This is a genomic window from Bradyrhizobium sp. BR13661 (assembly GCF_029892425.1).
Classification (GTDB): Bacteria; Pseudomonadota; Alphaproteobacteria; order Rhizobiales; family Xanthobacteraceae; genus Bradyrhizobium.
This window is the reverse complement of the sequence record NZ_JARXWB010000003.1, coordinates 331,965-355,090: the sequence shown is the minus strand read 5'-3', so window position 1 is coordinate 355,090 and position 23,126 is coordinate 331,965. Positions and strand designations below refer to the sequence as shown.

17 protein-coding genes and 1 pseudogene are annotated in these 23,126 nt (G+C 57.0%); 8 read left to right on the top strand and 10 right to left on the bottom strand.

The window, feature by feature from the left end:
* Positions 1-190: 190 nt before the first annotated feature.
* From M2427_RS07185 to M2427_RS07170, 4 genes are all read left to right on the top strand, one after another.
* Positions 191-862, top strand: a complete 672-nt coding sequence (locus M2427_RS07185; protein WP_280705513.1) for a carbonic anhydrase family protein — start codon at positions 191-193, stop codon at positions 860-862.
* A 32-nt stretch (positions 863-894) separates the two neighbouring features.
* On the top strand, positions 895-2,955 hold the full coding sequence (locus M2427_RS07180; RefSeq protein WP_280705512.1) for a methyl-accepting chemotaxis protein: 2,061 nt from the start codon (positions 895-897) through the stop codon (positions 2,953-2,955).
* 824 nt (positions 2,956-3,779) lie between these two features.
* A complete protein-coding gene (locus M2427_RS07175) occupies positions 3,780-4,064 on the top strand; it encodes a hypothetical protein (protein WP_280705511.1) in 285 nt (94 codons plus the stop codon).
* Between the two features lie 65 nt (positions 4,065-4,129).
* Positions 4,130-6,280, top strand: coding sequence for a methyl-accepting chemotaxis protein (locus M2427_RS07170; RefSeq protein ID WP_280705510.1), 2,151 nt, complete (start codon positions 4,130-4,132; stop codon positions 6,278-6,280).
* Between the two features lie 1,190 nt (positions 6,281-7,470).
* On the opposite strand, the gene M2427_RS07165 is transcribed toward M2427_RS07170, so the two are convergent.
* The 6 genes from M2427_RS07165 to M2427_RS07140 all read right to left on the bottom strand — a co-directional run bounded on the left by M2427_RS07165 (position 7,471) and on the right by M2427_RS07140 (position 14,663).
* The gene (locus M2427_RS07165; protein ID WP_280705509.1) at positions 7,471-8,307 is read right to left on the bottom strand and encodes a TIGR01459 family HAD-type hydrolase; all 837 of its coding nucleotides are present in this window, start codon (positions 8,305-8,307) and stop codon (positions 7,471-7,473) included.
* A 54-nt stretch (positions 8,308-8,361) separates the two neighbouring features.
* Entirely contained in the window at positions 8,362-8,568 is a 207-nt protein-coding gene (locus tag M2427_RS07160) for a hypothetical protein (protein WP_280705508.1), read from the bottom strand.
* Positions 8,569-8,634: 66 nt separating this feature from the next.
* Complete coding sequence (locus tag M2427_RS07155; protein WP_280705507.1) at positions 8,635-9,516, bottom strand: DUF6671 family protein; 882 nt, start codon at positions 9,514-9,516, stop codon at positions 8,635-8,637.
* A complete protein-coding gene (pyrC, locus tag M2427_RS07150) occupies positions 9,500-10,624 on the bottom strand; it encodes a dihydroorotase (protein ID WP_280705506.1) in 1,125 nt (374 codons plus the stop codon). Before pyrC ends, M2427_RS07155 begins: the two co-directional genes overlap by 17 nt.
* Positions 10,625-10,673: 49 nt before the next feature.
* Positions 10,674-13,085 carry a DUF2309 domain-containing protein gene (locus M2427_RS07145; RefSeq protein WP_280705504.1) on the bottom strand — a complete coding sequence of 804 codons (2,412 nt, stop codon included), beginning with the start codon at positions 13,083-13,085 and terminating at the stop codon, positions 10,674-10,676.
* Entirely contained in the window at positions 13,086-14,663 is a 1,578-nt protein-coding gene (locus M2427_RS07140) for an NADH-quinone oxidoreductase subunit L (RefSeq protein WP_280705503.1), read from the bottom strand.
* 111 nt (positions 14,664-14,774) lie between these two features.
* Between M2427_RS07140 and M2427_RS07135 the strand changes: the two genes are divergently transcribed.
* Together M2427_RS07135 and M2427_RS07130 are read left to right on the top strand one after the other, a co-directional pair.
* Complete coding sequence (locus tag M2427_RS07135) at positions 14,775-15,644, top strand: LysR family transcriptional regulator (RefSeq protein WP_280705502.1); 870 nt, start codon at positions 14,775-14,777, stop codon at positions 15,642-15,644.
* A gap of 141 nt (positions 15,645-15,785) precedes the next feature.
* Complete coding sequence (locus tag M2427_RS07130; protein ID WP_280705501.1) at positions 15,786-17,099, top strand: DUF3422 domain-containing protein; 1,314 nt, start codon at positions 15,786-15,788, stop codon at positions 17,097-17,099.
* Here M2427_RS07130 and M2427_RS07125 read toward each other — a convergent pair.
* Positions 17,081-17,527 (bottom strand): hypothetical protein, encoded by a 447-nt coding sequence (locus tag M2427_RS07125; protein WP_280705500.1) that lies wholly within the window; start codon positions 17,525-17,527, stop codon positions 17,081-17,083. The genes M2427_RS07130 and M2427_RS07125 overlap by 19 nt on opposite strands.
* On the opposite strand from M2427_RS07125, the gene M2427_RS07120 reads away from it, so the two are divergent.
* Positions 17,514-18,032: a hypothetical protein gene (locus tag M2427_RS07120; RefSeq protein WP_348521911.1), complete on the top strand. Its 519-nt coding sequence runs from the start codon at positions 17,514-17,516 to the stop codon at positions 18,030-18,032. The genes M2427_RS07125 and M2427_RS07120 overlap by 14 nt on opposite strands.
* A gap of 252 nt (positions 18,033-18,284) precedes the next feature.
* Here the strand turns inward: M2427_RS07120 and M2427_RS07115 are convergent.
* The 3 genes and pseudogenes from M2427_RS07115 to M2427_RS07105 form a co-directional block, all read right to left on the bottom strand.
* Positions 18,285-18,371: pseudogene (locus tag M2427_RS07115) on the bottom strand (type II toxin-antitoxin system RatA family toxin); the annotation flags it as partial.
* 10 nt (positions 18,372-18,381) lie between these two features.
* Positions 18,382-19,341, bottom strand: a complete 960-nt coding sequence (gene lipA / locus M2427_RS07110) for a lipoyl synthase (RefSeq protein WP_280705498.1) — start codon at positions 19,339-19,341, stop codon at positions 18,382-18,384.
* A 106-nt stretch (positions 19,342-19,447) separates the two neighbouring features.
* Entirely contained in the window at positions 19,448-20,230 is a 783-nt protein-coding gene (locus tag M2427_RS07105; RefSeq protein WP_280705497.1) for an FCD domain-containing protein, read from the bottom strand.
* Positions 20,231-20,424: 194 nt separating this feature from the next.
* Here M2427_RS07105 and aceE point away from each other — a divergent pair, with 194 nt between their 5' ends.
* Complete coding sequence (aceE, locus tag M2427_RS07100; protein ID WP_280705496.1) at positions 20,425-23,118, top strand: pyruvate dehydrogenase (acetyl-transferring), homodimeric type; 2,694 nt, start codon at positions 20,425-20,427, stop codon at positions 23,116-23,118.
* The last annotated feature ends 8 nt before the right edge of the window (positions 23,119-23,126 follow it).

The following is a 23,126-nucleotide window of genomic DNA, read 5'->3' as shown; positions in this document are numbered from 1 at the left end:
GCTTGAGAGAGAACATTGCCTGAACGGCGCTCCCGAAAAACCAGCTCCGTAACTGTCCGCGATTTAGCGGAATCCCTGTCCCGGAATTACTGAAATCACTGTCCGCGAATTACCGAAATCAGTGTCCGGGAATTACCGAAACACGCACCCTAGGACCTGCAACCCTCGCGTCCCTCAAGCAAGACGGCCTTTGGCGGAGGGATACGAAGGAGCCGGTAGTCCGGAGAAATGGGGTGAGCTGCAAGCCGATTTCAAGGTGTGTCAGCTCGGTCTGGAGCAAACGCCAATTGACCTTAGAGATGGCATCAAGGGCGATGCCGCGTCAGCAGAGTACCATTATCTGCCTCTGCAGTTACGTATCATCAACAACGGCCACACTGTGCAAGTCAACGCGGATCCCGGAAGCGCCTGCGTGATCGGCGCTACGCGTTACGAGTTAATGCAACTACACCTCCACCATCCAAGCGAGCATCTTCTGGCTGGCAAGGGCTTCGACCTGGAATGCCACTTCGTCCACCGCTCAAATTCTGGCGCGCTCGCCGTGTCCGGAGTCTTTATCCGACCTGGTGCCGAGAACGTGGCAATGAAAGCCTTCTTTGATTCAATGCCCGCAAAACCCGGTCCGGAGCTCCGAGCTGCGAGCACGATAGACATCGCGGCGATGCTGCCGAAGACCGGCGGCTACTTCCGCTATATGGGTTCGTTGACAACCCCACCCTGCTCAGAAGGCCTGACATGGACTGTCTATAAGGAACCAATGGAAGCTTCGGCTGCGCAAATCCAGAAGTTCGCCGCGCTGTTCAGCAACAATGCGCGCCCGGTTCAGCAACGCAACCGTCGCTTGCTTATTGAATCTCACTAATCGCTTACCGTTTTCAAAAAAGGACTTACATCATGGCTTCATCTGTTGCCAGCGCCAAATCGACCAATATCTTTGCCATCTTTAATAACCGCAAGATCGGCACCAAAATTATCATCGGCTTTGCCGTCATCCTGGCGCTGATGGCCGGTCTAGCCGTCTCATCGTATCGGGGGTTTGGCAAGGTCGGCGACGGGTTTGAAACCTTCAAGCTACGCGTGACAGTCGTCGGCATCGCCAGAGATGTCGACCGGGACTTCGTCGCTTTTCGACGATTTGTCCGAGAGTTTGCTGTCTCCGGCGACGAAAATCTGGTTCCCGAGGCGCGTAAGCGACAACAAATTGTTGCCGACCATATTAAGCGAGGCCTTGCCGCTTTCAAGGTGGCCGAGCGGATCAAGAAACTGGAGCACATCAGGGACCAGTTTGAGCAATATGCCAAGGACTTCGACAAGCTTGTCGTACTGAAGCAGGAGCAGAACAAGCTGACTAAGGAAGTTCTCGATCCCCTTGGCCTCAAATCGACGACAGAGATCCAAGAATTGCAAAATGTCGCGGTCGCCAAAGCCGGGAGCTCCAACAGCATGATACTGGCGGGAGAGGCTCTCAAACAAGTGCTCCTGGCGCGCCTGAATGTTAACAAGCTGCTTGGCCGCCATGAGCAGAGTGCGGCCGACGGCGCCGATAAGGCCCTGTCAGCATTAAAGACCGCCATGACCTCGCTTGGCGCAGGAATCGCCAACGATGACGTGCGAAAGAACTTTGCCGATGCCAATACCAACATCGACAAGTATGCCGAGGCCTATCGCAAGGCGGCTCACAACACTCATGAGATTGAAACTCTTGTGAATGGCGAGATGGCGGTTTTCGCGAAGGCGATCGGCGCTGATGCTGAGGAAATCAAGCAATCCGGAATCGCCGACGAAGCAAAGATCGAACACGAGACCACCGAGGCAATGGTCTCCACCGAACACTTCGTAATGATGCTCGCAATTGGTAGCTTGGTCTTGGGCATCGCGCTTGCTTGGCTGATAGGACGCGCAATCTCCAAGCCAGTAGTCGGTCTGTGCGCCGGAATGCGCGAACTCGCCGAAGGCAATTTCTCGGTGGTGCTGCCTGGCCTCGGCCGCGGTGATGAAATCGGCGACATGGCGCAGGCCGTCGAAACATTCAAAGTCAAGGCCGAGCAAAAAGCCCGGGAGGAGGCTGAAGCAAAGCGCGGTCAGGACGAGATTGCGGCGCAGCAGCGCAAGGCCGAAATGATCAAGCTTGCCGACCAGTTCGAGGCCGCAGTCGGCGAGATTGTCGAGACTGTTTCTTCGGCCTCCACAGAACTGGAAGCCTCTGCCAAGACGCTTACCACTACAGCGGAACGGTCCCAGGAACTCACCACCACTGTCGCGGCGGCGTCCGAAGAAGCATCGACTAATGTGCAGTCGGTTGCGTCAGCCACGGAAGAATTGTCGTCGTCTGTTACCGAGATCAGCCGGCAAGTGCAGGAATCGGCACGGATGGCGAACGAAGCTGTCGACCAGGCTCGCTCTACCACTGAGCGGGTCAGCGAGTTGTCCAAAGCCGCTACCCGTATCGGTGACGTCGTCGAGCTAATCAACACGATCGCCGGTCAGACCAATCTGCTGGCGTTGAACGCGACCATTGAAGCGGCCCGTGCGGGTGAAGCTGGTCGCGGATTCGCCGTGGTTGCCTCCGAAGTGAAGGCGTTGGCGGAACAGACGGCGAAGGCAACTGGCGAAATTGGCCAGCAGATTTCGAGCATCCAAGCAGCTACGCAAGAATCGGTGATTTCGATTAAGGATATCCACGGGACCATCGAAAAGCTATCGGAAATTTCCTCGACCATTGCGGCCGCAGTGGAGGAGCAGGGAGCAGCGACTCAGGAAATCTCCCGCAACGTGCAACAAGCCGCACAGGGGACCATGCAGGTCTCTTCCAGCATCACAGATGTGCAACGCGGTGCGAGCGAGACCGGGTCAGCATCGTCTCAAGTGCTATCTGCAGCGCAAATGCTGTCGGGCGATAGCAACCGGCTGAAAATGGAAGTGACGAAGTTCCTAACGACCGTGCGAGCAGGCTGAAATTGCACAGGGCTGCCTCCAGAGAACAGCCCTGTTCACGTAGCAGATGAAAGGCAGAATTGTGAGCACTATGATCAGATTGCCCAGAAGAGCGAGTACTTCAGGTCAATCCAACGTTATGGATACCCTCCAAGGTTTGCTCAAAGCGGAACTAAGTCCGATTGCCGTGGCGACGCGCACTTGCGAGGCCTCAAACGATAGCACGGTCTTTTGCGCAAGCCTAATCATCTCACATGCGTCGTAGAAATGATTGAATATGAAGAAGCGCGTGAGGAACTGAAAAATCAAGTTGCAATCCGCAGACTTGAAATTGTTGACGTCGATCTTGACGCCTATCAACGCAAAGCTGGCCGTGGAGCGAGCCGGCGAACACGCGCTTCGTGCACACCCGTGAGTGGTCACGGATTAGAGTCTTAGTATGGCCAATCTCCAGTTGATGCTCAAGTTCGGGTGCGCAAATTGAAGTTCTGATCGCAGAAGCGTCATTCGAGATTTGCGTTAAATCAACTTGGTTTGCCAGTGTGACTGATGTTGTGAGGAGGCCTGCGTCACCGTAAACGAAAGCATGAAAGTCGAGTGCCAAGCGAACCCACTGAGATCGAGTTTTGTCGTACAAACACGAACACTCGCTCCGTAGTATTACCGAACGTTGGAATTGCTGCGATTAAGGCGTCGTTAGCTGAAGATTACTAGATTCGCAGTCAACAGGCGCGGACCTGTGACACGGTTTTTGTCTCGCTTAGCCGTCAATCCCGTCCGTAGACCCTTCCAAAAATCTTTTGCTCTTGGGATCAAATCTGCCTGCTGATAGGAGCAGAGCCAAAATGACCAATATTGTCTCTTTTAGGCCTCAACGTCGGCCGCGCCCGAGTGAAGCATCAATTGTCTTGCAACAACTGGCAAATGCCGTCGGCCAATTGGCTGAGACATCGTTTGAAACCAAGCAAGAGCTGCAGCGCGCAATCGAATTGCTTGATATCTCTTGTGCACGAACGCGCCAGTTCATTGATTTAATCTTAGACGAAGACCGCAGAACTCAGCTGTTAGGCCACTTCGATCGCATCAACAAAATGCTCGAGGTCGCCAAGTCGAAAGCCGCCGCGTTGTAAATTTCGCGGCACCGGGACGGCCCACGATCTCTCAAAAGTTCAAATCCAGCTAACGGAGAATCGAGATGCGCAAAAATCTTCCTGTCACCCACAACGAATATCATCTTGGTGAGGATACGCTGATCGTCTCAAAGACCGATCTGAAGGGCAAGCTTACTTACTTCAATAAAGCTTTTGTCGACGCGGCGGGCTTTGACGATGCAGAGCTGATGGGGCAGCCGCACAACATTGTCCGTCATCCGGATATGCCTCCAGCCGCTTTTGAGAATTTGTGGGACACGATCAAGGCCGGCAAGCCATGGGCTGGCGCTGTGAAGAACCGCCGCAAGAACGGCGATTTCTATTGGGTGCTTGCCAGCGCAACGCCAATCTATGAAGCTGGTCAGATCTCTGGGTATATGTCGATCCGTTCCAAGCTTCCCCAGGACCAGCGCGAGGAAGCCGAAGGCGTTTACGCCGAGATCAATGGAGGCGGCGGCAAGGGATATCGGATTGACGCTGGTATGATTCGCAAGCGCTCGTTTGCAGATGTGTTCTCCCCGTTTACGGCAACGCTCAAAGCGCGCCTTTTGACAATGACCGGGGTCATGGTCGCATTTATTCTAGCTGTGGGCGCGGTCGGTTACGGCGCGATGCAGCAGATCGATCAGCACGCGAAGACAATCTACGAAGACCGCGCTGTCCCCATGGCTCAGCTTTTCGAAATCAACGACCGGCTGAAGGAAAACGCCCTTACGCTATACGGCGCAGTCGCTGACTCTAAGTCAGGTAAGGTTCCCGCCGACGCAGCCGCAAAGATTGCAGCAAATATCGAGCAGATTTCGCGCGTGTGGTCGTCTTACACGAAGGCGTTTCATTCGCACGAAGAGAAGGCGGCAGCCGATGCGTTCATTGCCGCCCGCTCGGCATACGTCGAAAAGGGACTAAAGCCGGGTCTTTCCCTGCTTGCCGAAAAGAATTACGACCAATTGAACTCTCATGTTGCCCAGAAAATGGCTCCCCTTTTCGTGGATGCCAAGGTCAATCTCGAGAAACTCGTGGCGCTTCAGGTGAGTGGTGGAAAAAGCGAATATGAGGCAACCGAACGTGCAAATTTTTGGGCAAACGTCGCGATTGCAATCTCCATCTGCGTTGCCGTGCTATTAGGCGGCTTCCTCGCCCTTCTAACTATTCGCGCGATCAACCGGCCGCTTGCCCATGCAAACGAGGTGCTGGCAGCGATCGCCCAAGGCCGGTTTGACAGTCGGGTGGTCGTAGAACGAGATGATGAGATCGGAACCGCGCTCCGCAATATCCAGGCTCTTCAGGCAAAATTGGGATTTGATGTCGAATCAAAGAAGGATATGGAAGCCCGCGCGGCGGTGCAGCGTAAAGCCGATATGCACAAGCTCGCCGGTGATTTTGAGGCAGCGGTTGGAGACATCATCGAGACGGTCGCGTCCGCGTCCACTGAGCTAGAGGCGGCGGCAGGAACGCTGACGCATACAGCAGATTCAACTCAACAGCTTTCCGTCGCTGTCGCGTCGGCCTCAGAAGAAGCCTCGACCAACGTTCAATCGGTCGCTTCTGCAACGGAAGAGCTTTCTTCGTCAATCACCGAAATCAGCCGCCAAGTGCAGGAGTCGGCTCGAGTTGCTCAAGAAGCTGTTGTGCAGGCCAACAAGACCAACGAACGCGTCAGCGCGCTATCGCAAGCCGCCAACCGGATCGGCGACGTGGTCGACTTGATCAGCAGCATTGCCGGTCAGACCAATTTGTTAGCGTTAAATGCGACAATCGAAGCTGCTCGTGCCGGAGAGGCCGGTCGAGGCTTCGCGGTAGTCGCTTCGGAGGTCAAGGCGCTCGCCGAACAGACGGCAAAGGCTACCGGCGAAATTGGTCACCAAATCGAGGGGATTCAGAAAGCAACTGAGGAATCAGTTGGCGCGATCAAGGAGATTGGGACGACGATCGAGCGCCTTTCCGAAATTTCGTCAACTATCGCTGCTGCTGTGGAAGAACAAGGCGCCGCAACTCAAGAAATTTCCCGCAATGTGCAGCAAGCAGCCCAGGGTACCCAGCAGGTTTCGTCCAACATCACTGACGTCCAGCGCGGCGCAGGCGAAACAGGATCAGCATCTTCACAAGTCCTCTCTGCAGCCCAGTCACTATCGGGGGATAGTAATCGCCTGAAACTTGAAGTAAGCAAGTTTCTTGCATCAGTAAGAGTGGCGTGAGGCGCGGAATCCCATCACGTAGCCTATCGATCAAAGCGTCCTTGGCCGTAGCGAGCTGGTCATCGCAAGTTCTGCCAGTCGATCGTATCCAATGACTGGCATAGAGTGGCTAGGAGTTGGTCTACAAGCCGACGCCTTTTGCCGGCCAAGGTCTAGCTGCCACAGTAGCGCATGCAGATCGCGGCGGCGGAAGCCAAGGGCGCTACGCTTTGAGCTGAGAGTCGACTTGGCCGCTCTATGCCGTTACGCTAGGCGTTGCTTTTAGGTTGGGATTCGGATGTTCAATCAATAGCTCGCTCGATGCTTAAATCGAGCCTGCGGATCAAGGTTAGCAGGGTGGTCTGAAACGCACCTAATTCGCGTAGAGCTACATCCCGCTCGATGCTACGGAAAGCCTCAGTGCGGCCTCCCAATTGCGTTCCTGCAAGCTTATCATTTCTTTCAGCTTCTCAGCATCGCGTTTCCAACCTCAGACGAGCTCACCATTGCCGAAGACAGGTGATAAGAGCAACTCCACGGACGCCCGCAGCGGGAGTAGACTCTCGCTTTCTTGAATAGTCTAATCTTGATCCTCACCTCAGCTACCAGCAGAATATGCGGGTTAGCCAACGGTTTTCACTACCGTATATTTACGGGCGTTTGCGTGGGGCGAAGCAGTACCAAACATTATTCCTACGGGAGGAGCTGACCGGATGCGCTGCCATTTCGGCGACCCGTCACAACTGTTTCTGAATGCCGAATTTGCGGCTGCCCATCGCTGCACTCGGGAATGAGGTCTTTCTCGAGGGAGCCGCAACTGAGCTCCCACCGACATCAACCTTTGCACGGACGTAGGACGGCACCGGCCGCGTAGTTTGTACGCAAACGCTCCATGCGAAACTAGCGTCGCCCTAAGATTCATAGACCTGCTGGCGTGAAGAGCGGTAGCTTGTCGCTCTCTACAAATCTCTCACTAGAAACCGGCGACGAGCCCGCGAAGAGCGGTTTCCCGCTGCATTGCAGTGGAAGCTTGCTGTTTCAGAGCCCGATCGCAATGGATTTCTGCGCTTGGCAGGCAATGAAATCGTATAGCTGAGGAAAACCCTGTCTAATAGCGTGCCCTTTTGTATAGCGCGGGCGTGACCGTCTAGCCATGCGAAAACGAACGGGCGCCAGACAAAACTCTGCTGCTGATTGAAGACTTTACCAGTTTAGAGTTGGGGCAACACAGGAAAAGCACCATGTCGGTGCATTTCTTCGTTCAATCTTTGGTTGCTCAAATTGCCCGAAATTCCGGTTCGGACTAAAAGGGTAGTAAGGCCTGCTTTGTGACCACCGCCAATATCGTGCTCAATGCTGTCGCCGATCGCAAGACCACGTGCCAACGTCTTCCGAGCGACCGTCTTGCTCGCGTAGCGGTACATTTCCAAATACGGCTTGCCAATATAAGCGACTTTCCCGCCAAATCTTTCATAGAGCAGGGCAATCTCGCCGGCGCTCGGTTGCAAACCTGATTGCGTTAACATCATCCTGTCTGGATTGCAGCAAAGTGCCGGAATATTCGCTGCCGCGGCGGCTAGCAGTCTCTCGCCATATTCTGCGAGGGATGTTCGTGGCGCTTGGCTTGCCGCAATTATTATGAAATCCGCGTTGGTAGGGTCTTCAATCCTGGTCAAGTCGAGCGCTTCGAAGCCATAGTCGTAATCATCGTGCCCAACGAGAAAGATTTTGCTGCTTGGTGAAAAGGGGCCACCTAGCGTTCGATTGAGAATGCAATGCCACGCGACATCACCGGAAGTAACGACGTGATCGAAGCATTCACGAGCGAAGCCGAGCCTCAGTAGCCTCTCAACATTTGCTCCAGACCGCTTGCCGGAGTTGGAGAGGAGGACGACCTCTTTGTTAAGGGCCTTTAGCTTTCTGAGACAGTCAAGCGCGCCCGGGTAGGGCCGGTCTCCATCATGAATAACCCCAAATTGATCGATCAAAAAAGTATCGAAGCGATCGACAATAGCGGACACTCCTGAAACCGAACGGTAGTGCGTCATAGGATGTTTACTCCAATGGCGATCAGGAAAACCTAGCTTTTGATCGGGCCCGTCTTACTCGGTTGTCGTTTCGATGTTGGCATTCGCCCACCTAACGAGAACGTCTTTCAAGATTTCGAGATCGTTCAGCACCGATATCGGGTCGTTCTGGGTTGCGCCAACAATGGCTCTTCTCAGCCAAGGGCTGGTCGCGGGATTGTTCAGAATCCATGCGATATCTTCCATCGCGCGCTTCAGAGCTGGGCTCTGTGGTGTCTGCATCTCGTACTCGCGATTAACGCATCGATTAATGCCGGATCTTTTGGACGGTTTGATGAGGACCTTTCCTCAAGGATTACACTCTGGGCAACTTCCCGGGGGCGCTTTTCTCAAGCCGTCGAAGCGCGGTCGATCTTCCCTGTAGCTGCAGCTCGCGCAGGAGAAAACTTCAGTAGCGATCATCTGGGTTGGCGCACCGCAAGCCTCGCATAGCAATCCCTCTCGCGTTTCGGTACGACCAAAACCGGGCGCGTCGCATTCGGGACAGGCGGTTGCCAATCGCTTGGCTAACTTTTCAGCCAATAGCGCAAGGCTTTGCATGCGGGTCGGATTGAGATGCGCCCGCATGTCGGTTTCCAGCTGGGCCTTGCCGTCGCTAGAGAGCGATGCGGCGACTGCGATCGCTCGACCCAGATCGGAGGCGTCAAGTATTCCTTTGACGAGACCTTGCGATGGGCTCCCTTCGTTTGGACGTACAATCAAGGCGTGAGATGGAAAGCCGACACGATCAAGAAAGCCTTTGAGATCCTCTCCGGGAGCAACAACCAGATAGTCAAAATTAGTGTGTGGAGCAACAAAGCTTTCGCTCACAACGATCTTTCGTTCGTCGTCGACAAACGTCATGAGCTCGATGCCTGCAGCCAAGAATGGTAAAGCTGGATGAGGACCAAACGTGCCTTCTGTGGCCAACCCCAAAGAAAGGCCGCTTGCTTTCATACCCAGCCGCGTCTTGCTAATCGCAACTTCGAGCATTGTTCCGTTTCGAGGGATCTCGCCTGAGAACGTACCGAGTTGATCAGTGTCAATCCCCGTTGCCGTCACGATTTCAAGGCCTACGCCGGCTCGCAGCGCGGGCGCAACCGCAGTATGCTTGCTGTGCATGGTCGCCAGAACTGCTTTCCGGCCCGCATAAGGAAGGAAGTTGTTCTTTTTGCTAGGAGTGATGTTCATCAGCAACCTTGCCAACAAAAGACCAAGAGATGGCGGAGCCTGCTTTAAAAGGCACGATCCTCGACTTGCCGGCGGGGAACTCGGCCGAGACAATCGATCCGGTTTTTTCAAGCGCGATCCTGCCCTGATTGAGCGGCAGGCCGTAGAAACGAGCGCCATGTTCGGCGGCAAACGTTTCGAGACGGTCGAGCGATGCCTCTTCTTCAAAGACTTGTGCATAGACCTGCATGGCGACGTCGGCATTAAAAATGCCGGCACAGGCGCAACCGTTTTGTTTGGTTGAAATATCATGCGGCGCCGAATCTGTACCGAGGAAGAACTTGGGATTGCCTGAAGTGGCGGCGCGACGAAGCGCAAGCCTATGATGCTCACGCTTGAGGATTGGCAAACAATAGAAGTGAGGACGTAATCCGCCATGGAACATGGAGTTGCGGTTGATCGAAAGGTGATGCGGCGTGATTGTTGCCCCCACATTAGGACCGGCGGCAACCACGAAGTCTACGGCCTCCTCAGTCGTAATATGCTCCAGGACAATTTTGAGGGCAGGAAATGCGTTGACCAATTTGGCGAGATAGCGATCGATGAACGCCTTCTCCCGATCAAAAACATCGACATCGGGATCCGACACCTCGCCATGAACAAGCAATGGCATTTTGAGGCGCTCCATAGCGTTGAAAACACCGTAGAGATTGCGCAGGTCTGTGACACCAAGAGCCGAATTGGTCGTGGCGTGCGCCGGATAAAATTTAGCGGCCGTCAGAACACCAGCCTTGAAGCCGGCCTCCAAATCGGGAGTTTTCGTATTGTCGGTCAGATAGACCGTCATCAACGGCTTGAAATCGTCCTGCTCGCCCAGAGCCGCAAGGATGCGTGACCGATAGGCTTCTGCTCCGGCGGCGGTCGTGACCGGCGGATCCAGATTGGGCATCACGATGGCTCGCCCAAACTGCCTGGCGGTTGCATTCACCAAGGCGTTCAGCATTAAACCATCCCGCAGATGAACGTGAAAATCATCCGGTCGCCGAAGAACGAGGCGGCGAGGGGAGTCTGCGTTTTCCCGTGCGCGCTGGTCCGGTAAAGTGTCGGACGATGGACGTTCTCGATTCATATTCGGCTTTATTCTTACGAGGACCTACGAGTACCTTGCAGCTTGACCATCAGACGGCAATTTCCATTTCAGGGGATTCGCTTTGCACAGAGGCAACAGACGTCCAATTCAAATCGCCGGCATAGCGCCACGCCATTCGTCCCTGATCGTCGAGCGCGAAAAGATGGAGCCATCCATTGTCAAACAACGCGCGCACTTCCTTGTGACGCGATAGGACATCGTTCATGGCTTCGCGCGGGGCCTCGATACACACTGAAAGACGCAGGGGATCGTGCATGTATTTTTGCCCATCATGTATCGACTGCCAGGGCAGGCCGGTCCGAATCGATCCACTATTGCCTTCAATAACCCCGATCCCTCCGGTGACATTGTGCAGGAGCTTGTTTCCCGCGCCGAATACGTCAGGCGCAACCGTTGACCCATAATACTGCAGGCTGATCCAGCTTGCGACCACGACCGGAGCAGTCATGATCAATTCCAAAACAGAAAAGTTCTTGTCTTTGGTCCAGACATAGTCGTGCAGGAATGCTCGTCCATCCAACCTGCTTTCCAGCGTTCGTGCCCGCGGTGCCGCAATGAATGCAGCACATCCGGCAAGCCCCCATTCCGGTCTGACTTCCGCCCAGTTGCGGCTTCTCTGAATGACGCTGCGCTGGCCGCTGGCGCCGGGAAGACGACTGGCCCGCTCAAGGCGAGCAAGTTTACCCGCCTGAGAGAGCCAGCCTTTGACCTTCTTAAGATCATCAAGATGATCTGCTCTCGGATGGTCACTTGCGTACAAGACAACCCGGTCCGTTGTGGTGTCGTGAAGGGCGCCGACAAACCTGGTGTCCGCGGGAATCTCGATACCCTTGGCGACAAGTCCGCATCTCACATCTGAATCATTTAGGAGGGATGCCAGCGAACGTGCATTAACGTCACCACCGTATCCGCCGCAGGCGCCGCAGTTAAGCGCGCTCGCGTGCGGGTTATTGACGACGGTAGCGGCATGGCCCGCCAGGCAGACAAATCGTGCAAAATCTCGGGTCAGAGACATTGCACGCAAAATAGTCTCGGCTGTATCGACCTTTACCGTGAGATCAATTTCCGGATCAAAGCGAGGCTGGGGTTCGATTTGCGCCGCGGAAGAAGATAAGCCAAGAGCATCGCCGAGAAGTTTTCCGAGATAGACAGGTCCCGTCGCTTCTACAAACGCAAACGAAGACACCGCGGCAAGCTTGAATCGTCCCCATGCCCGCTTAGCCCGCGCTCTGATCCTTGCCGCCACATCGCTGGAATTATCTGAAAAACCGCCTGCGGAGGTCGTAACATTGGGATTCAGGAGAACTGGCAGGCGGAGTTCCGGAACGTCAGAAGCAAATGAGCGATGCGAGATTGTCAGCCCAAAAAAGCCTGCAAAGCCAAGCGTCTGGATATCGGGGCTAGTGGACTCAAGCGCTCGTCTGAATACTTCGGAACGAACGTCGATGCAGAAGGCGATTTGCAGGATCGGCCGGACGGTCGTGGTGTCACCTTTCGATCCTAACACGGCCGATAAGCGACGCTGGAATGCCCGCTCGCAAGATTCCTGTAGTATGGCGTCAAGTACTGTGTTTTCGTTCGCCGACACCGGCAATTCATGCTTGCGTCGAACAATTTTCCATTCTTGGGCGATACTTTCCGCATAATGAGCCTGAAACGCTTCTTCCCAGATCAGCCGAATCGCCAGCATGCCGATGATCGTTTCGTCGGAGGAGCCGGCCAATTCGGCCTGCCACAACTTATACCGAGCGTACTGGGACCATCCGCCGAGTGTCATCAAAAGCTGATGGAAGTAGGTGTCCAACGCCTCACTGCTTAAGCCCAGTTGCTTGGTCGCTCGGACGATTGCATCTGCGGCTGACGGTGGCGCTTGTGAGACATGGGATGCAAAGCCAGCGAGCCCCATGATTTCCGGCGTGAGGTCGTGAACAGCGAAGGCGCGCCAGTCAGCATAAGTGTTGGCCGAATGTGGCGCGGACCAGAGAGCTTGACCCTGGTCGAAATATCCTCCAGCCCAGGCACCGAAGCGATCGGCAATGATGCCACACCAATCGATCCCCGAGACGTTGGAGGCGAGGTCAGCAAGGTTTGGAAGTTTGTCATCGCCGGGCGCGCCCGCCTCGGCCGCGACGGCCCTTAGTGAAACGAGATCGGCCGGCCGGAATTCCTCCGGAGCGTTCGCCAAGGCTTCCATGAGATCCCCGTCCGTCACGAAACCGGCTGCAAGCTGGTTTGCATACCAGCTTCGCGGCATCGTGGCGGAAGTCCCGACAACTCTTTGTAGGCGCGAACTTGTTTGGGCAAGACTTTCGTCTGTCTGGCCAAGAAAGGGATTGACCGCGACGCTCGAAGCGAGCGGCCACAGCGGAGGTATGGATCTCGCCGCTCTGGCTGCGGCTTGATGAATTATTTGATGATCCAGGTTGTTGCGTGACTTCATTTAGCCCTGCTGCAAGGTTTTGAAAGTTTTACGACCCGACCAGCCGCCGATTAGACGATCGAAGAGGGCGTTGGCGTACAAGCCGTTGGAAAGATGGACGCGCACTCCCGCAGCCGCGGGATGGTATGCCCATAAAGGAAATATCGACTGCGCAAAGGCGACGAGACCAAAGCTGACGAGCGCCAGAACGATCAACGTCCATTCGAGCGCACCGGGCGTGGGAACAGGCGGAAGAGCTGAAGCAGTAAGCCACTGTGCGACAGATTGAAGCGCGAAATAGCTGACCGAAGTAGCAACGGCATACACGGCTGTAAGCCTAGTCAACTGCTTTGGGGCCGCGTCCGCAAAACCTTGTGCGAACAAGTAGGCGACCCCAAGGACCAGTATGACCCCTAGCGCTATACTTTGCGGCGACTTATGAAAAAATCCAAGCGCCAGAGCTATGGCGAGATAAATCACCAGGGAGAGGCCAAAGGCCCGCGCTACCGCTTTGACGCTTGGAATGGCGACGGGCCCCGGCCGCTGTATGGTGGCAACGCGGCCCACAGCGCCGCCGGAAGCCAGAAACGAGTGCGCCTTGTAGAGTGAGTGGGCAACGATATGCAGGAGCGCAAGCGAAAATAAGCCAAGGCCGCATTCAAATATCATGAAGCCCATTTGTGACACGGTTGACCAGGCAAGGGAGGTCTTCACCGCAGATTGAGTCAACATCACCAAGGCGCCAAAGATCGCCGTGAAACCTCCGATAATGACGAGCATGGCGAGAATGCCTGGTGCCAGCACCATGAAGTCCGCAAACCGGATCAGCAAAAATCCGCCGGCGTTGATCACACCGGCATGTAGCAGGGCAGATACCGGCGTGGGCGTCTCCATAACCTCCGTAAGCCAGCCATGGGTCGGAAATTGAGCGGACTTCAGGATGGCTGCTACAGCGAGCAGGCCGACCGCCAGCGTTGCCACCGGGCCTCCCGCGTCAAGCTTTGCGGCGTTTGAAATCGCTGCGATATCAGCACTGCCGTAGCGCAGTATCAGGCATATGAGCCCTCCGAGCAGCGCGACGTCGGCGATCCGCGCTATAATGAACTTCTTGCGAGCGGCCCGCTGAGCGCCGGAACGCTCGGGATAGAATAGCAATAACCGATGCAGTGAAAGGCTCGTTGCGATCCAGGCAAAGAACAGTTGAAAGAGATTGCCTGCGATGACCAAAAGAAGAACTGAAGCCAAGGTCGCACAAAGCCAGGCAGTGAACACTGCTTGCCGGGCTTCTCCGTCTAGATATGTTCTGGAGTATCGCGTTACGACCCAGCCGACAAAAGAGACCAGAAGAAGCATAACGATACTTATGCTGTCGAGCCTGACGGATAAGCCCAGGCCATAAAGCCCAATTACTGCGCTAGTCGCCGAGCCCTGGCTGTAAGTAATCGCCGCAGAAAGCATCGCGATAGCGGCGACTGCAATCGTGGATATTTCGGCAAGGCCGGCAAAGTATCTCGGTCGAACGCCCGGCCACAACCAACCAAAAAGTGCGGTCACCAGAAGCAAAATAGGGGCAAGCAATGGCAAAAGATGAATGTCCACGCGGAAGTTTCCCAGTTCAGAGTCGTCGTCGTCACTTGAACGGAATAGCGTGAAAAACGACGGCTTAAAAATTCATTGTTTATGTGATATCGTTCGTTTATATAGAACGATATGGCGACCTTGAACTACAACCACTTGCGGTACTTTTGGGCGGTTGCGCGATTGGGAAATCTGACGCGCGCGGCTGAGCAGCTACATTTGTCCCAGTCGGCGGTGTCCGTGCAGCTGCAAAAGCTTGAGCGGCAGATTGGCCACAAACTATTTGAAAGAAGTGGCAAAGCCCTCATTTTGACCGAAGCGGGCAAAATTGCCCTCGACTATGCCGATACGGTTTTCAAGGCCGGCGATGAACTATTGGGCACGCTGAAGGGAAACTTTCTCACAAACCGCCAGATCTTGCGCGTAGGGGCATTGCCCACTCTTTCCCGGAATTTTCAGCTCGAATTTTTGCGGCCGATACTTGCCAGACCGGACGTTGAAATTGTTGTCCGCTCCGGAGCAATGCGGGAGCTGCTGGCACAGCTCGACGCGCATACTCTCGACATCGTATTGGCGAACACCCCAGCTCCGCGCGATTCACATTCGATCTTGCGCAATCACCTCATAGATGAGCAGCCGGTCAGTTTGGTTGGTCATCCCAAGCGTGGTCGAAAAAAATTCCTTTTTCCTGAGGATCTCCAAACATGGCCTTTACTACTTCCCAGTATGGAGAGCGATATCCGGCTAGCATTTGATCGGGTGCTCGAACGGGCAGGAATACACCCGCTTATCCTGGCGGAGGTTGATGACATGGCCATGTTGCGACTTTTGGCCCGGGAACGCCAGGCTCTGACAGTAGTGCCGCCAATCGTCGTTCAGGACGAGCTGGAAAACAAGATTCTTGTCGAGTATTGTCGAATAGGGGAAGTTTCCGAGCGCTTTTATGCCATCGTTCAAAAGCGCCGCTTTCCCAATAAGCTGCTTGCAGAGTTACTACAATAGCGGTCTCGTTTGTTTGCGCGCGCCACGTCCGCGGTGCAGTAGGCTTGATGCGCGTGCTGTGAAACGCTGAGTGAGTTGTGGCGCCCGCGCCGCGCAGGCTCCGCCAATGCGCGAGGGGGTCTTTAAGCGGGAGGAACGTGCATGGACAACGGGGTCCTGATCGGCGAGAGCGAAATTGCCCGGCTTGTGCCGCATCCCCTGCGCACGACGGTTTTGGGGGAAGTGCACGCCCGACCGTTCAACGCATTGGCGATCGCGACCCGCATTCTTCATTTTGCCTTTGAAACGGCAGGCGTGAGAGCGGTGGCAGATCGCAAGCAATTGGTTGAGCTATGCCGATCTCGCGGCCTTCAGACGCCTCTGCCGGAAGACAAACACTTCCGCCTGTCGCTCGGTGGTACGAACCTGCGTTGGGAGCAGCACTCGGAGTTCACGACTTACACGTGGGAGGTACCGGTCGATCCCAAGACTGGTGCATTCCACCCCGCAGCGGCTTCGCTGGCATCTCCAATGCGACTGGTCGCCCAACCTGGTCCACATCTGGTTGCAGTAGACCTTAACGTGGTCGCTCAAACGGAAGACGTGGCAGCGTTGTACGCCATGTTCGACCATTCCAGTCTTGCGGTCGCGGAAAATTCTGACGGGACAGCAATGTATGCCACGGATTTCCAGCTCACACCTGAAGGCTTCGTCCGCATTCTTTTGGTCGACCGCGGCCTTGGCAGCGAATCGACCGGGGCAATCGTTCAGCATCTGCTCGATATCGAAACTTACCGGACTTTGGCTTTGCTGGGGTTGCCAGAAGCCCAACGACTCGCGCCCTCCATTGCATTGGCTGAAAAACGCTTAGCCGAAGTTACCGAGCGTATGCGCAATGCAAAAGATTTGACCGACAATCACCAGATGCTGGATGAGCTCACAGCGCTCGCTGCTGACGTTGAAGCGGGAGCAGCAGCAAGCCAATTTCGGTTTGGCGCAAGTAAAGCTTATGAAGAGATCGTCACTCAGCGGCTACAGATTGTTGGTGAGCGCAAGGTCGCTGGATTTCCCACATGGACGTCGTTTTTGGCTCGCCGCATGGCGCCCGCGATGAGGACCTGCGCTTCTACGGAGGCGCGGCAGGCCAATCTTTCGCTTAGGCTCACACGCGCGGCTAATCTCTTGCGCACCAGGGTTGACGTTGAGCTCGAGCAACAAAACCAAGAGCTTCTCAAGTCGATGAATGCTCGCACGCGGTTGCAGTTGCGGCTGCAAACCACGGTAGAAGGCTTGTCCGTTGCAGCGATAACTTATTATGCTACGTCTCTCTTCAAAGAATTGGCTGAGGCCGCGCATCGCGCCGGCTATTTGCATTTCGATCCCGCCTATGCGACGGCGCTCTTCGTACCGCTCGCTGCGCTCGGCATCTGGATCATTGTAAGCAGAGTCCGCCGTTCTCATATCTTGGAAGATTGAACGTTTTCAGGTGTTGGATAAATATGCAAGAGGAACAGGCTTTTCCCGAGAGTGGTTATGGGTACCCCTCTCAAACTCCTTGACGGCGTGGCTGATTCCGGTTGCGGTCGCTCATGGAAGCTGAGCTCAACCTTTTTACAAGGGTTCAGTTCGGGCTGGTGCTTGCCATGCAAAACGCCGTCGGGGCCTAACCGCTCCGCTCCTGAAGCCGCGCTGATCGGCCAACGCGAGGGATTCCAGATCACATTCACCTGTTCGACCACCGCCCGCACCACAGCCTTTACCTCTTCAGGAGTCGCAATACGTATGCGTTCGACACGCAAGCCGAAATCTGAAAGGTTTACACGAAGGTCGCTGGGTACCCAGCCTAAGGAACACGGCTCGGTCAGGAGCAAAAATCTAACGAGGCAATAAATGTTGGAAGGCATCAAAAAATTCTTTGATACGACCATGTTTTCTCCTCATGGGTTTTGCCTGTTGTGGGATCCGGAGGTCCTGATCGTTCACGTAGTCTCCGATGCCATCATCGCACTTTCGTACTTTTCCATTCCTTTCGCCCTTGCGATCTTCGTATCGAAAAGGTCTGATATTCGCTTCGGCTGGCTCTTCTGGGCGTTTGCCGCGTTTATTCTCGCCTGCGGCTTGACCCATGTATTATCGATTTACACACTCTGGGTGCCGATCTACGGAATCGAAGGGGTGGTTAAGGCCATCACCGCGCTTGCTTCCATCGGGACGGCAATCCTGTTATGGCCATTGCTGCCAAGGCTCCTGCGCATTCCTTCCCCACCGCCAGCCAGGCATCGAGAGCCCGCATGCGATGGCCGCAGCGCTGTCGGCCAATCACCTCTATGGGGCTTTGGACGAAAGCGGGACCTCTCTCGATGGTCTGGATTTCGTTGCTCCCATGCGTCTTCACGCTGCGACTCGTGAGTCCTGGAACACGGATAGACTGAAGTAGCCAACTATCTTCGATTTCACCGAACAAAGACCCGCGATGTCTTACACACGATGGAAGGAAAAGCTGATGGCTGACCATAAATCGGACGCCACCGCCAATCGCGTGGTACGAAAAAGCCTCGTCCTTTTTCAAGGCGGGGCTGTCAGTCTGGGACGAAAGCGTAAGTTGTGGCCGAGCCATAGCTTCGGTGCCGAGAGGGTAACCTGCGCCGCAAGGGCTTCGACTTCGGCGTAGCGCTCGACGTCGGCCACCAGGTCGAACATCTGCGGCGCGGTGTGGCGAACCCGGCGCTTGCTGGAGAATTTCGGCATCCATCATCGCTCAGCCGAAGATAGCCGCCCGCGCTGCCCTGAGTTTCGCAAAATCATCGCCGGCATGATGCGACGAGCGGGTTAGCGGGCTCGCCGACACCATCAGGAAGCCCTTGGTGTAGGCGATCTTCTCATAGCCGGAGAATTCATCCGGCGGCACGTATCGCATCACGGCGTGATGTTTGCGGGTCGGCTGCAGATACTGACCGATAGTGAGGAAATCGACATCCGCCGAGCGCATGTCGTCCATCACTTGCAACACCTCGTGCCGTTCTTCGCCGAGCCCGACCATAATTCCTGACTTGGTAAACATGCTAGGGTCGATTTCCTTCACCCGCTGCAATAGCCGGATCGAATAAAAATAGCGCGCGCCGGGGCGCACGGTGAGATAATGCGATGGCACTGTTTCCAGATTGTGGTTGAACACGTCGGGCTTCGCCGCCACCACGACTTCAAGCGCGCCGTCCTTGCGCAGGAAATCCGGAGTCAGGACCTCGATGGTCGTGGTCGGGCAACGTGCGCGGATCGCCCGGATGGTCTGCGCGAAATGCGCGGCGCCGCCGTCGGCGAGATCGTCGCGATCGACGGAAGTGATCACGATATGGGCAAGCCCGAGCTTGAGGGTGGCCTCGGCGACGTGTTCCGGCTCCAGCGCATCGAGCGCGCCTGGCATGCCGGTCTTGACGTTGCAGAACGCGCAGGCGCGGGTGCAGGTGTCCCCCATGATCATGAAGGTGGCGTGCTTCTTGTCCCAGCACTCTCCGATATTCGGGCAGCCCGCCTCCTCGCACACCGTGACGAGGCCGTTTTCCTTGACGATCTTGCGGGTGTCGGCATAGCCGCGCGTGCTCGGCGCGCGTACCCTGATCCAGTCGGGCTTCGGCGGCGATAGCGCGTCCGGCCGGTTCACCTTTTCGGGGTGGCGCGGGCGCAGCGGCGTGGCTGAAACGGTATCGACGATGACGACCATGGGATGTCCGTAACGTGCAACGGTTGTTGTTTCGCAATGGTTCGAAACCTTGAAGCTTGATGCATTCAGGTACGTGCAAACGAACGCTTTGCGTCAGTCTACCAGTTCATCGGCGCTTCGCCTTGCTAACGGCAGCTGCCCGCTTGCGCACGGGCGGAGCGGCGTCCTCGCGCAGGCTGGTCTGGACGAAGCTGAGATGAAGGTTGGCTGCGTCGCGGGCCGCGGCCGGGTCTCGGGCGACGATGGCCTTGACGATCGCCTCATGCTGGTCGTCGAGCAGGATCACGTTATCGTGGTGGTGGTGCAGCGCTTCGCGCGCGCGCAGCATGTTGATGCGCATGAGGTTGAAGATGCCGCGCATTACATGCACCAGCGCCAGATTGTGCGACGCATCGGCAATGGTCATGTGGAAATCGACGTCGAGATCGGCGTCCTCGAGTGGTTCGCGCTTAGAGCGCCGCCGTTTCATGGCCGTCATGAGGTCGCGCAGGCGCTTGACGTCGGCATCCGTAGCGCGCTGCGCCGCGAAGTACGCGGCCGTGCACTCCAGGCCGTGGCGCAACTCGAGCACGTCGTCGACCGCCGACGGATACCGCTGCAGCAGGTGCACCAGCGGGTCGGTCAGGGTCGATGCCGTCACGTCGGTGACGCCGAAGCCACCGCCGCGCCGGGCCTGCAGCAGGCCGTGGCTTTCCAGGATTAGCAGTGCCTCGCGCAAGGACGGTCGTGAAACGCCGAGCTGCTTGGAGAGATCGCGTTCCGAGGGCAGGGCATCGCCCGGCTTGAGCGTTCCGTGGACGATCAGTTGCTCGATCTGCGAGGTGATTGTGTCCGAAAGGCGCTGCCGCCGGGGATGCGCCACGGCACTGAGGGGAACTGCTTTTTGCATGAATCGCTGCGTTTCGAATCGTCCTGAGGCACCGGTATTGACGAGGATAGCAAAACACCTGTATGTAATCAACCGATCGTGGTCTGACCAGAATTACCGGCAATACCAGAATTACCAGCATGTAGGGGCCGACTCCGTGATCAGGCAAACACGGTTGGGGATTGGCCCGCTTCAGACTGAAGTCGGAGACACCCATGAACCCAGACGACGACATCGACCTCGGCGAGACCAGCGAGTGGCTCGACGCTCTCAAAGCCCTGCAGGCGCATCGGGGGGGCGCGCGCACTAACTACGTCGTCAACCGACTGGTCGATGAGGCGGGGCGCGTCGGCGTGTACGTGCCGCGCTCGCTGACGACGGCGTACAAGAACACCATTGCGCCCGAACATGAACAGAAGTCGTCCGGCGACCGCGCGATCGAGCATCGGTTGCGTTCGATCATCCGCTGGAACGCGCTGGCGATCATCCTGCGCGCCAACAAGGAAAGCTCCGAGCTCGGCGGCCATATCGCCAGCTTCCAGTCTGCGGAGACGCTGTACGACATCGGCTTCAGCCATTTCTGGCACGCGCCGACCGAGCAGCACGGCGGCGACCTTCTCTTCATCCAGGGTCACTGTTCGCCCGGCATCTACGCCCGCGCCTTCGTCGAGGGCCGGTTGAGCGAGGACCAACTGCTCAGCTACCGGCAGGAGACTGGCGGCAAGGGCCTGTCGTCGTACTCGCACCCCTGGCTGATGCCCGATTTCTGGCAGTTCCCCACGGTCTCGATGGGACTCGGGCCGCTGCTGGCGATCTACCAGGCGCGCTTCCTCAAATACCTGCAAGGTCGCGGCCTGGCCGAGACCTCGCAGCGCAAGGTCTGGGCATTCATGGGCGACGGCGAGATGGACGAGCCCGAGTCGCTCGGCGCAATCTCCCTGGCCGGCCGCGAGAACCTGGACAACCTGATCTTCGTCATCAACTGCAACCTGCAACGGCTGGACGGCCCGGTGCGCGGCAACGGCAAGATCGTCCAGGAACTCGAATCGGTGTTCCGCGGCGCCGGCTGGAACGTCATCAAGGTGCTCTGGGGCAGCGGCTGGGACAAGCTGCTCGCCAAGGACAAGAGCGGCATCCTGCTCAAGCGCATGGAAGAGTGCGTCGACGGCGAGTACCAGGACTTCAAGAGCAAAAGCGGCGCCTACGTGCGCGAACATTTCTTCGGCAAGTACGACGAACTGAAGGCACTGGTCGCCGACATGAGCGACGACGAGATCTGGAGCCTGACGCGCGGCGGGCACGACCCCGAGAAGGTCTTCGCGGCCTACGCGGCAGCGGTCAGACACACCGGCCAGCCGACCCTGATCCTGCCCAAGACGGTCAAGGGTTACGGCATGGGCGAATCGGGCGAAGGCCAGATGATCTCGCACCAGGCCAAGAAGATGACGGCCGATGCACTGCGCGGCTTCCGCGACCGCTTCCAGATTCCGGTGTCTGATGACGACTTGGCCAAGGTGCCCTTCATCAAGCCGGCGGCCGACAGCCCGGAAATGAAGTACCTGCACGAGCGCCGCGCCGCGCTCGGCGGCTACCTGCCGCAGCGCCGGCGCAAGTCGGCGTCGCTGACGATCCCGCCGCTGGCCACCTTCCAGCGCCTGCTCGACAGCACGGGTGAGCGCGAGATCTCGACCACGATGGCCTTCGTGCAGATGCTCGGCACCCTGGTGCGCGACAAGAACATCGGCAAGCACGTGGTGCCGATCGTGCCCGACGAGTCGCGCACCTTCGGCATGGAGGGCATGTTCAGGCAGCTCGGCATCTACTCGTCGGTCGGCCAGCTCTACAAGCCCCAGGACGCCGACCAGCTGATGTACTACCGCGAGTCGAAGGACGGCCAGGTGCTGCAGGAGGGCATCAACGAAGGCGGCGCGATGTCGAGCTGGATCGTCGCGGCTACCTCGTACAGCACGAACAACGTGCCGATGATCCCGTTCTACATCTACTACTCGATGTTCGGGCTGCAGCGGGTAGGCGACCTGGCCTGGCTGGCCGGCGACATCCGCGCGCGCGGCTTCCTGCTCGGCGGCACCGCGGGACGCACCACGCTCAACGGCGAGGGCCTGCAGCACGAGGACGGCCACAGCCACATCCTCGCCGGCACCATTCCGAATTGCATCTCCTACGACCCTACCTTCGCCTACGAGGTGGTGACGATCATCCGCGAGGGCATGCGCCGCATGTACGAGGCGCAGGAGGACGTCTATTACTACGTCACCCTGATGAACGAGAACTACCCGCACCCCGGCCTGGCGGATGTTCCCAAGGTCGCGGGCGAAGGCGCCGAGCAAGGCATTCTGAAGGGCCTGTACAAGCTCAAGGACGGCGGCCCGACGGCGAAGAAGGGCTTGCGGGTGCAATTGATGGGCAGCGGCACGATCCTGCGCGAGGTGATCGCCGCGGCCGATCTTCTGAAGGCCGACTTCGGTGTCACCGCCGATCTCTGGAGCGCCACCAGCTACAACGAGTTGCGCCGCGACGGCATGGCCGCCGAGCGCTGGAACCTGCTGCACCCCACCGAGGTCCGGCGCAAGAGCTGGGTCGAGGCCTGCCTCGACGGCCACGAGGGTCCGGTGATCTCCTCGACCGACTACATGCGTAACTACGCAGACCAAGTGCGCGAGTACGTGCAGGCCGCCGGCCGGCGCTACGTGGTATTGGGCACCGACGGCTTCGGCCGCAGCGACTACCGCGCCAAGCTGCGACGTTTCTTCGAGGTCGACCGCTACTACGTGGCGGTGGCCGCGCTGAAGGCGCTTGCCGACGAGGGGACAATCAAGCCCGCGGTGGTAGCCGCGGCGATCGCCAAGTACGGGCTCGACACCGAGCGCGCAGCGCCCTGGACCGTCTAACACGCCAA

What these genes read in the sequence shown, in the direction of transcription:
- M2427_RS07180 (WP_280705512.1), top strand. Translation starts at nt 895, where the DNA reads ATGGCTTCATCTGTTGCCAGCGCCAAATCGACCAATATCTTTGCCATC.
- M2427_RS07175 (WP_280705511.1), top strand. Translation starts at nt 3,780, where the DNA reads ATGACCAATATTGTCTCTTTTAGGCCTCAACGTCGGCCGCGCCCGAGT.
- M2427_RS07170 (WP_280705510.1), top strand. Translation starts at nt 4,130, where the DNA reads ATGCGCAAAAATCTTCCTGTCACCCACAACGAATATCATCTTGGTGAG.
- M2427_RS07165 (WP_280705509.1), bottom strand. Translation starts at nt 8,307, where the DNA reads ATGACGCACTACCGTTCGGTTTCAGGAGTGTCCGCTATTGTCGATCGC.
- M2427_RS07160 (WP_280705508.1), bottom strand. Translation starts at nt 8,568, where the DNA reads ATGCAGACACCACAGAGCCCAGCTCTGAAGCGCGCGATGGAAGATATC.
- M2427_RS07155 (WP_280705507.1), bottom strand. Translation starts at nt 9,516, where the DNA reads ATGAACATCACTCCTAGCAAAAAGAACAACTTCCTTCCTTATGCGGGC.
- pyrC (WP_280705506.1), bottom strand. Translation starts at nt 10,624, where the DNA reads ATGAATCGAGAACGTCCATCGTCCGACACTTTACCGGACCAGCGCGCA.
- M2427_RS07145 (WP_280705504.1), bottom strand. Translation starts at nt 13,085, where the DNA reads ATGAAGTCACGCAACAACCTGGATCATCAAATAATTCATCAAGCCGCA.
- M2427_RS07135 (WP_280705502.1), top strand. Translation starts at nt 14,775, where the DNA reads ATGGCGACCTTGAACTACAACCACTTGCGGTACTTTTGGGCGGTTGCG.
- M2427_RS07130 (WP_280705501.1), top strand. Translation starts at nt 15,786, where the DNA reads ATGGACAACGGGGTCCTGATCGGCGAGAGCGAAATTGCCCGGCTTGTG.
- M2427_RS07120 (WP_348521911.1), top strand. Translation starts at nt 17,514, where the DNA reads ATGTTGGAAGGCATCAAAAAATTCTTTGATACGACCATGTTTTCTCCT.
- M2427_RS07125 (WP_280705500.1), bottom strand. Translation starts at nt 17,527, where the DNA reads ATGCCTTCCAACATTTATTGCCTCGTTAGATTTTTGCTCCTGACCGAG.
- lipA (WP_280705498.1), bottom strand. Translation starts at nt 19,341, where the DNA reads ATGGTCGTCATCGTCGATACCGTTTCAGCCACGCCGCTGCGCCCGCGC.
- M2427_RS07105 (WP_280705497.1), bottom strand. Translation starts at nt 20,230, where the DNA reads ATGCAAAAAGCAGTTCCCCTCAGTGCCGTGGCGCATCCCCGGCGGCAG.
- aceE (WP_280705496.1), top strand. Translation starts at nt 20,425, where the DNA reads ATGAACCCAGACGACGACATCGACCTCGGCGAGACCAGCGAGTGGCTC.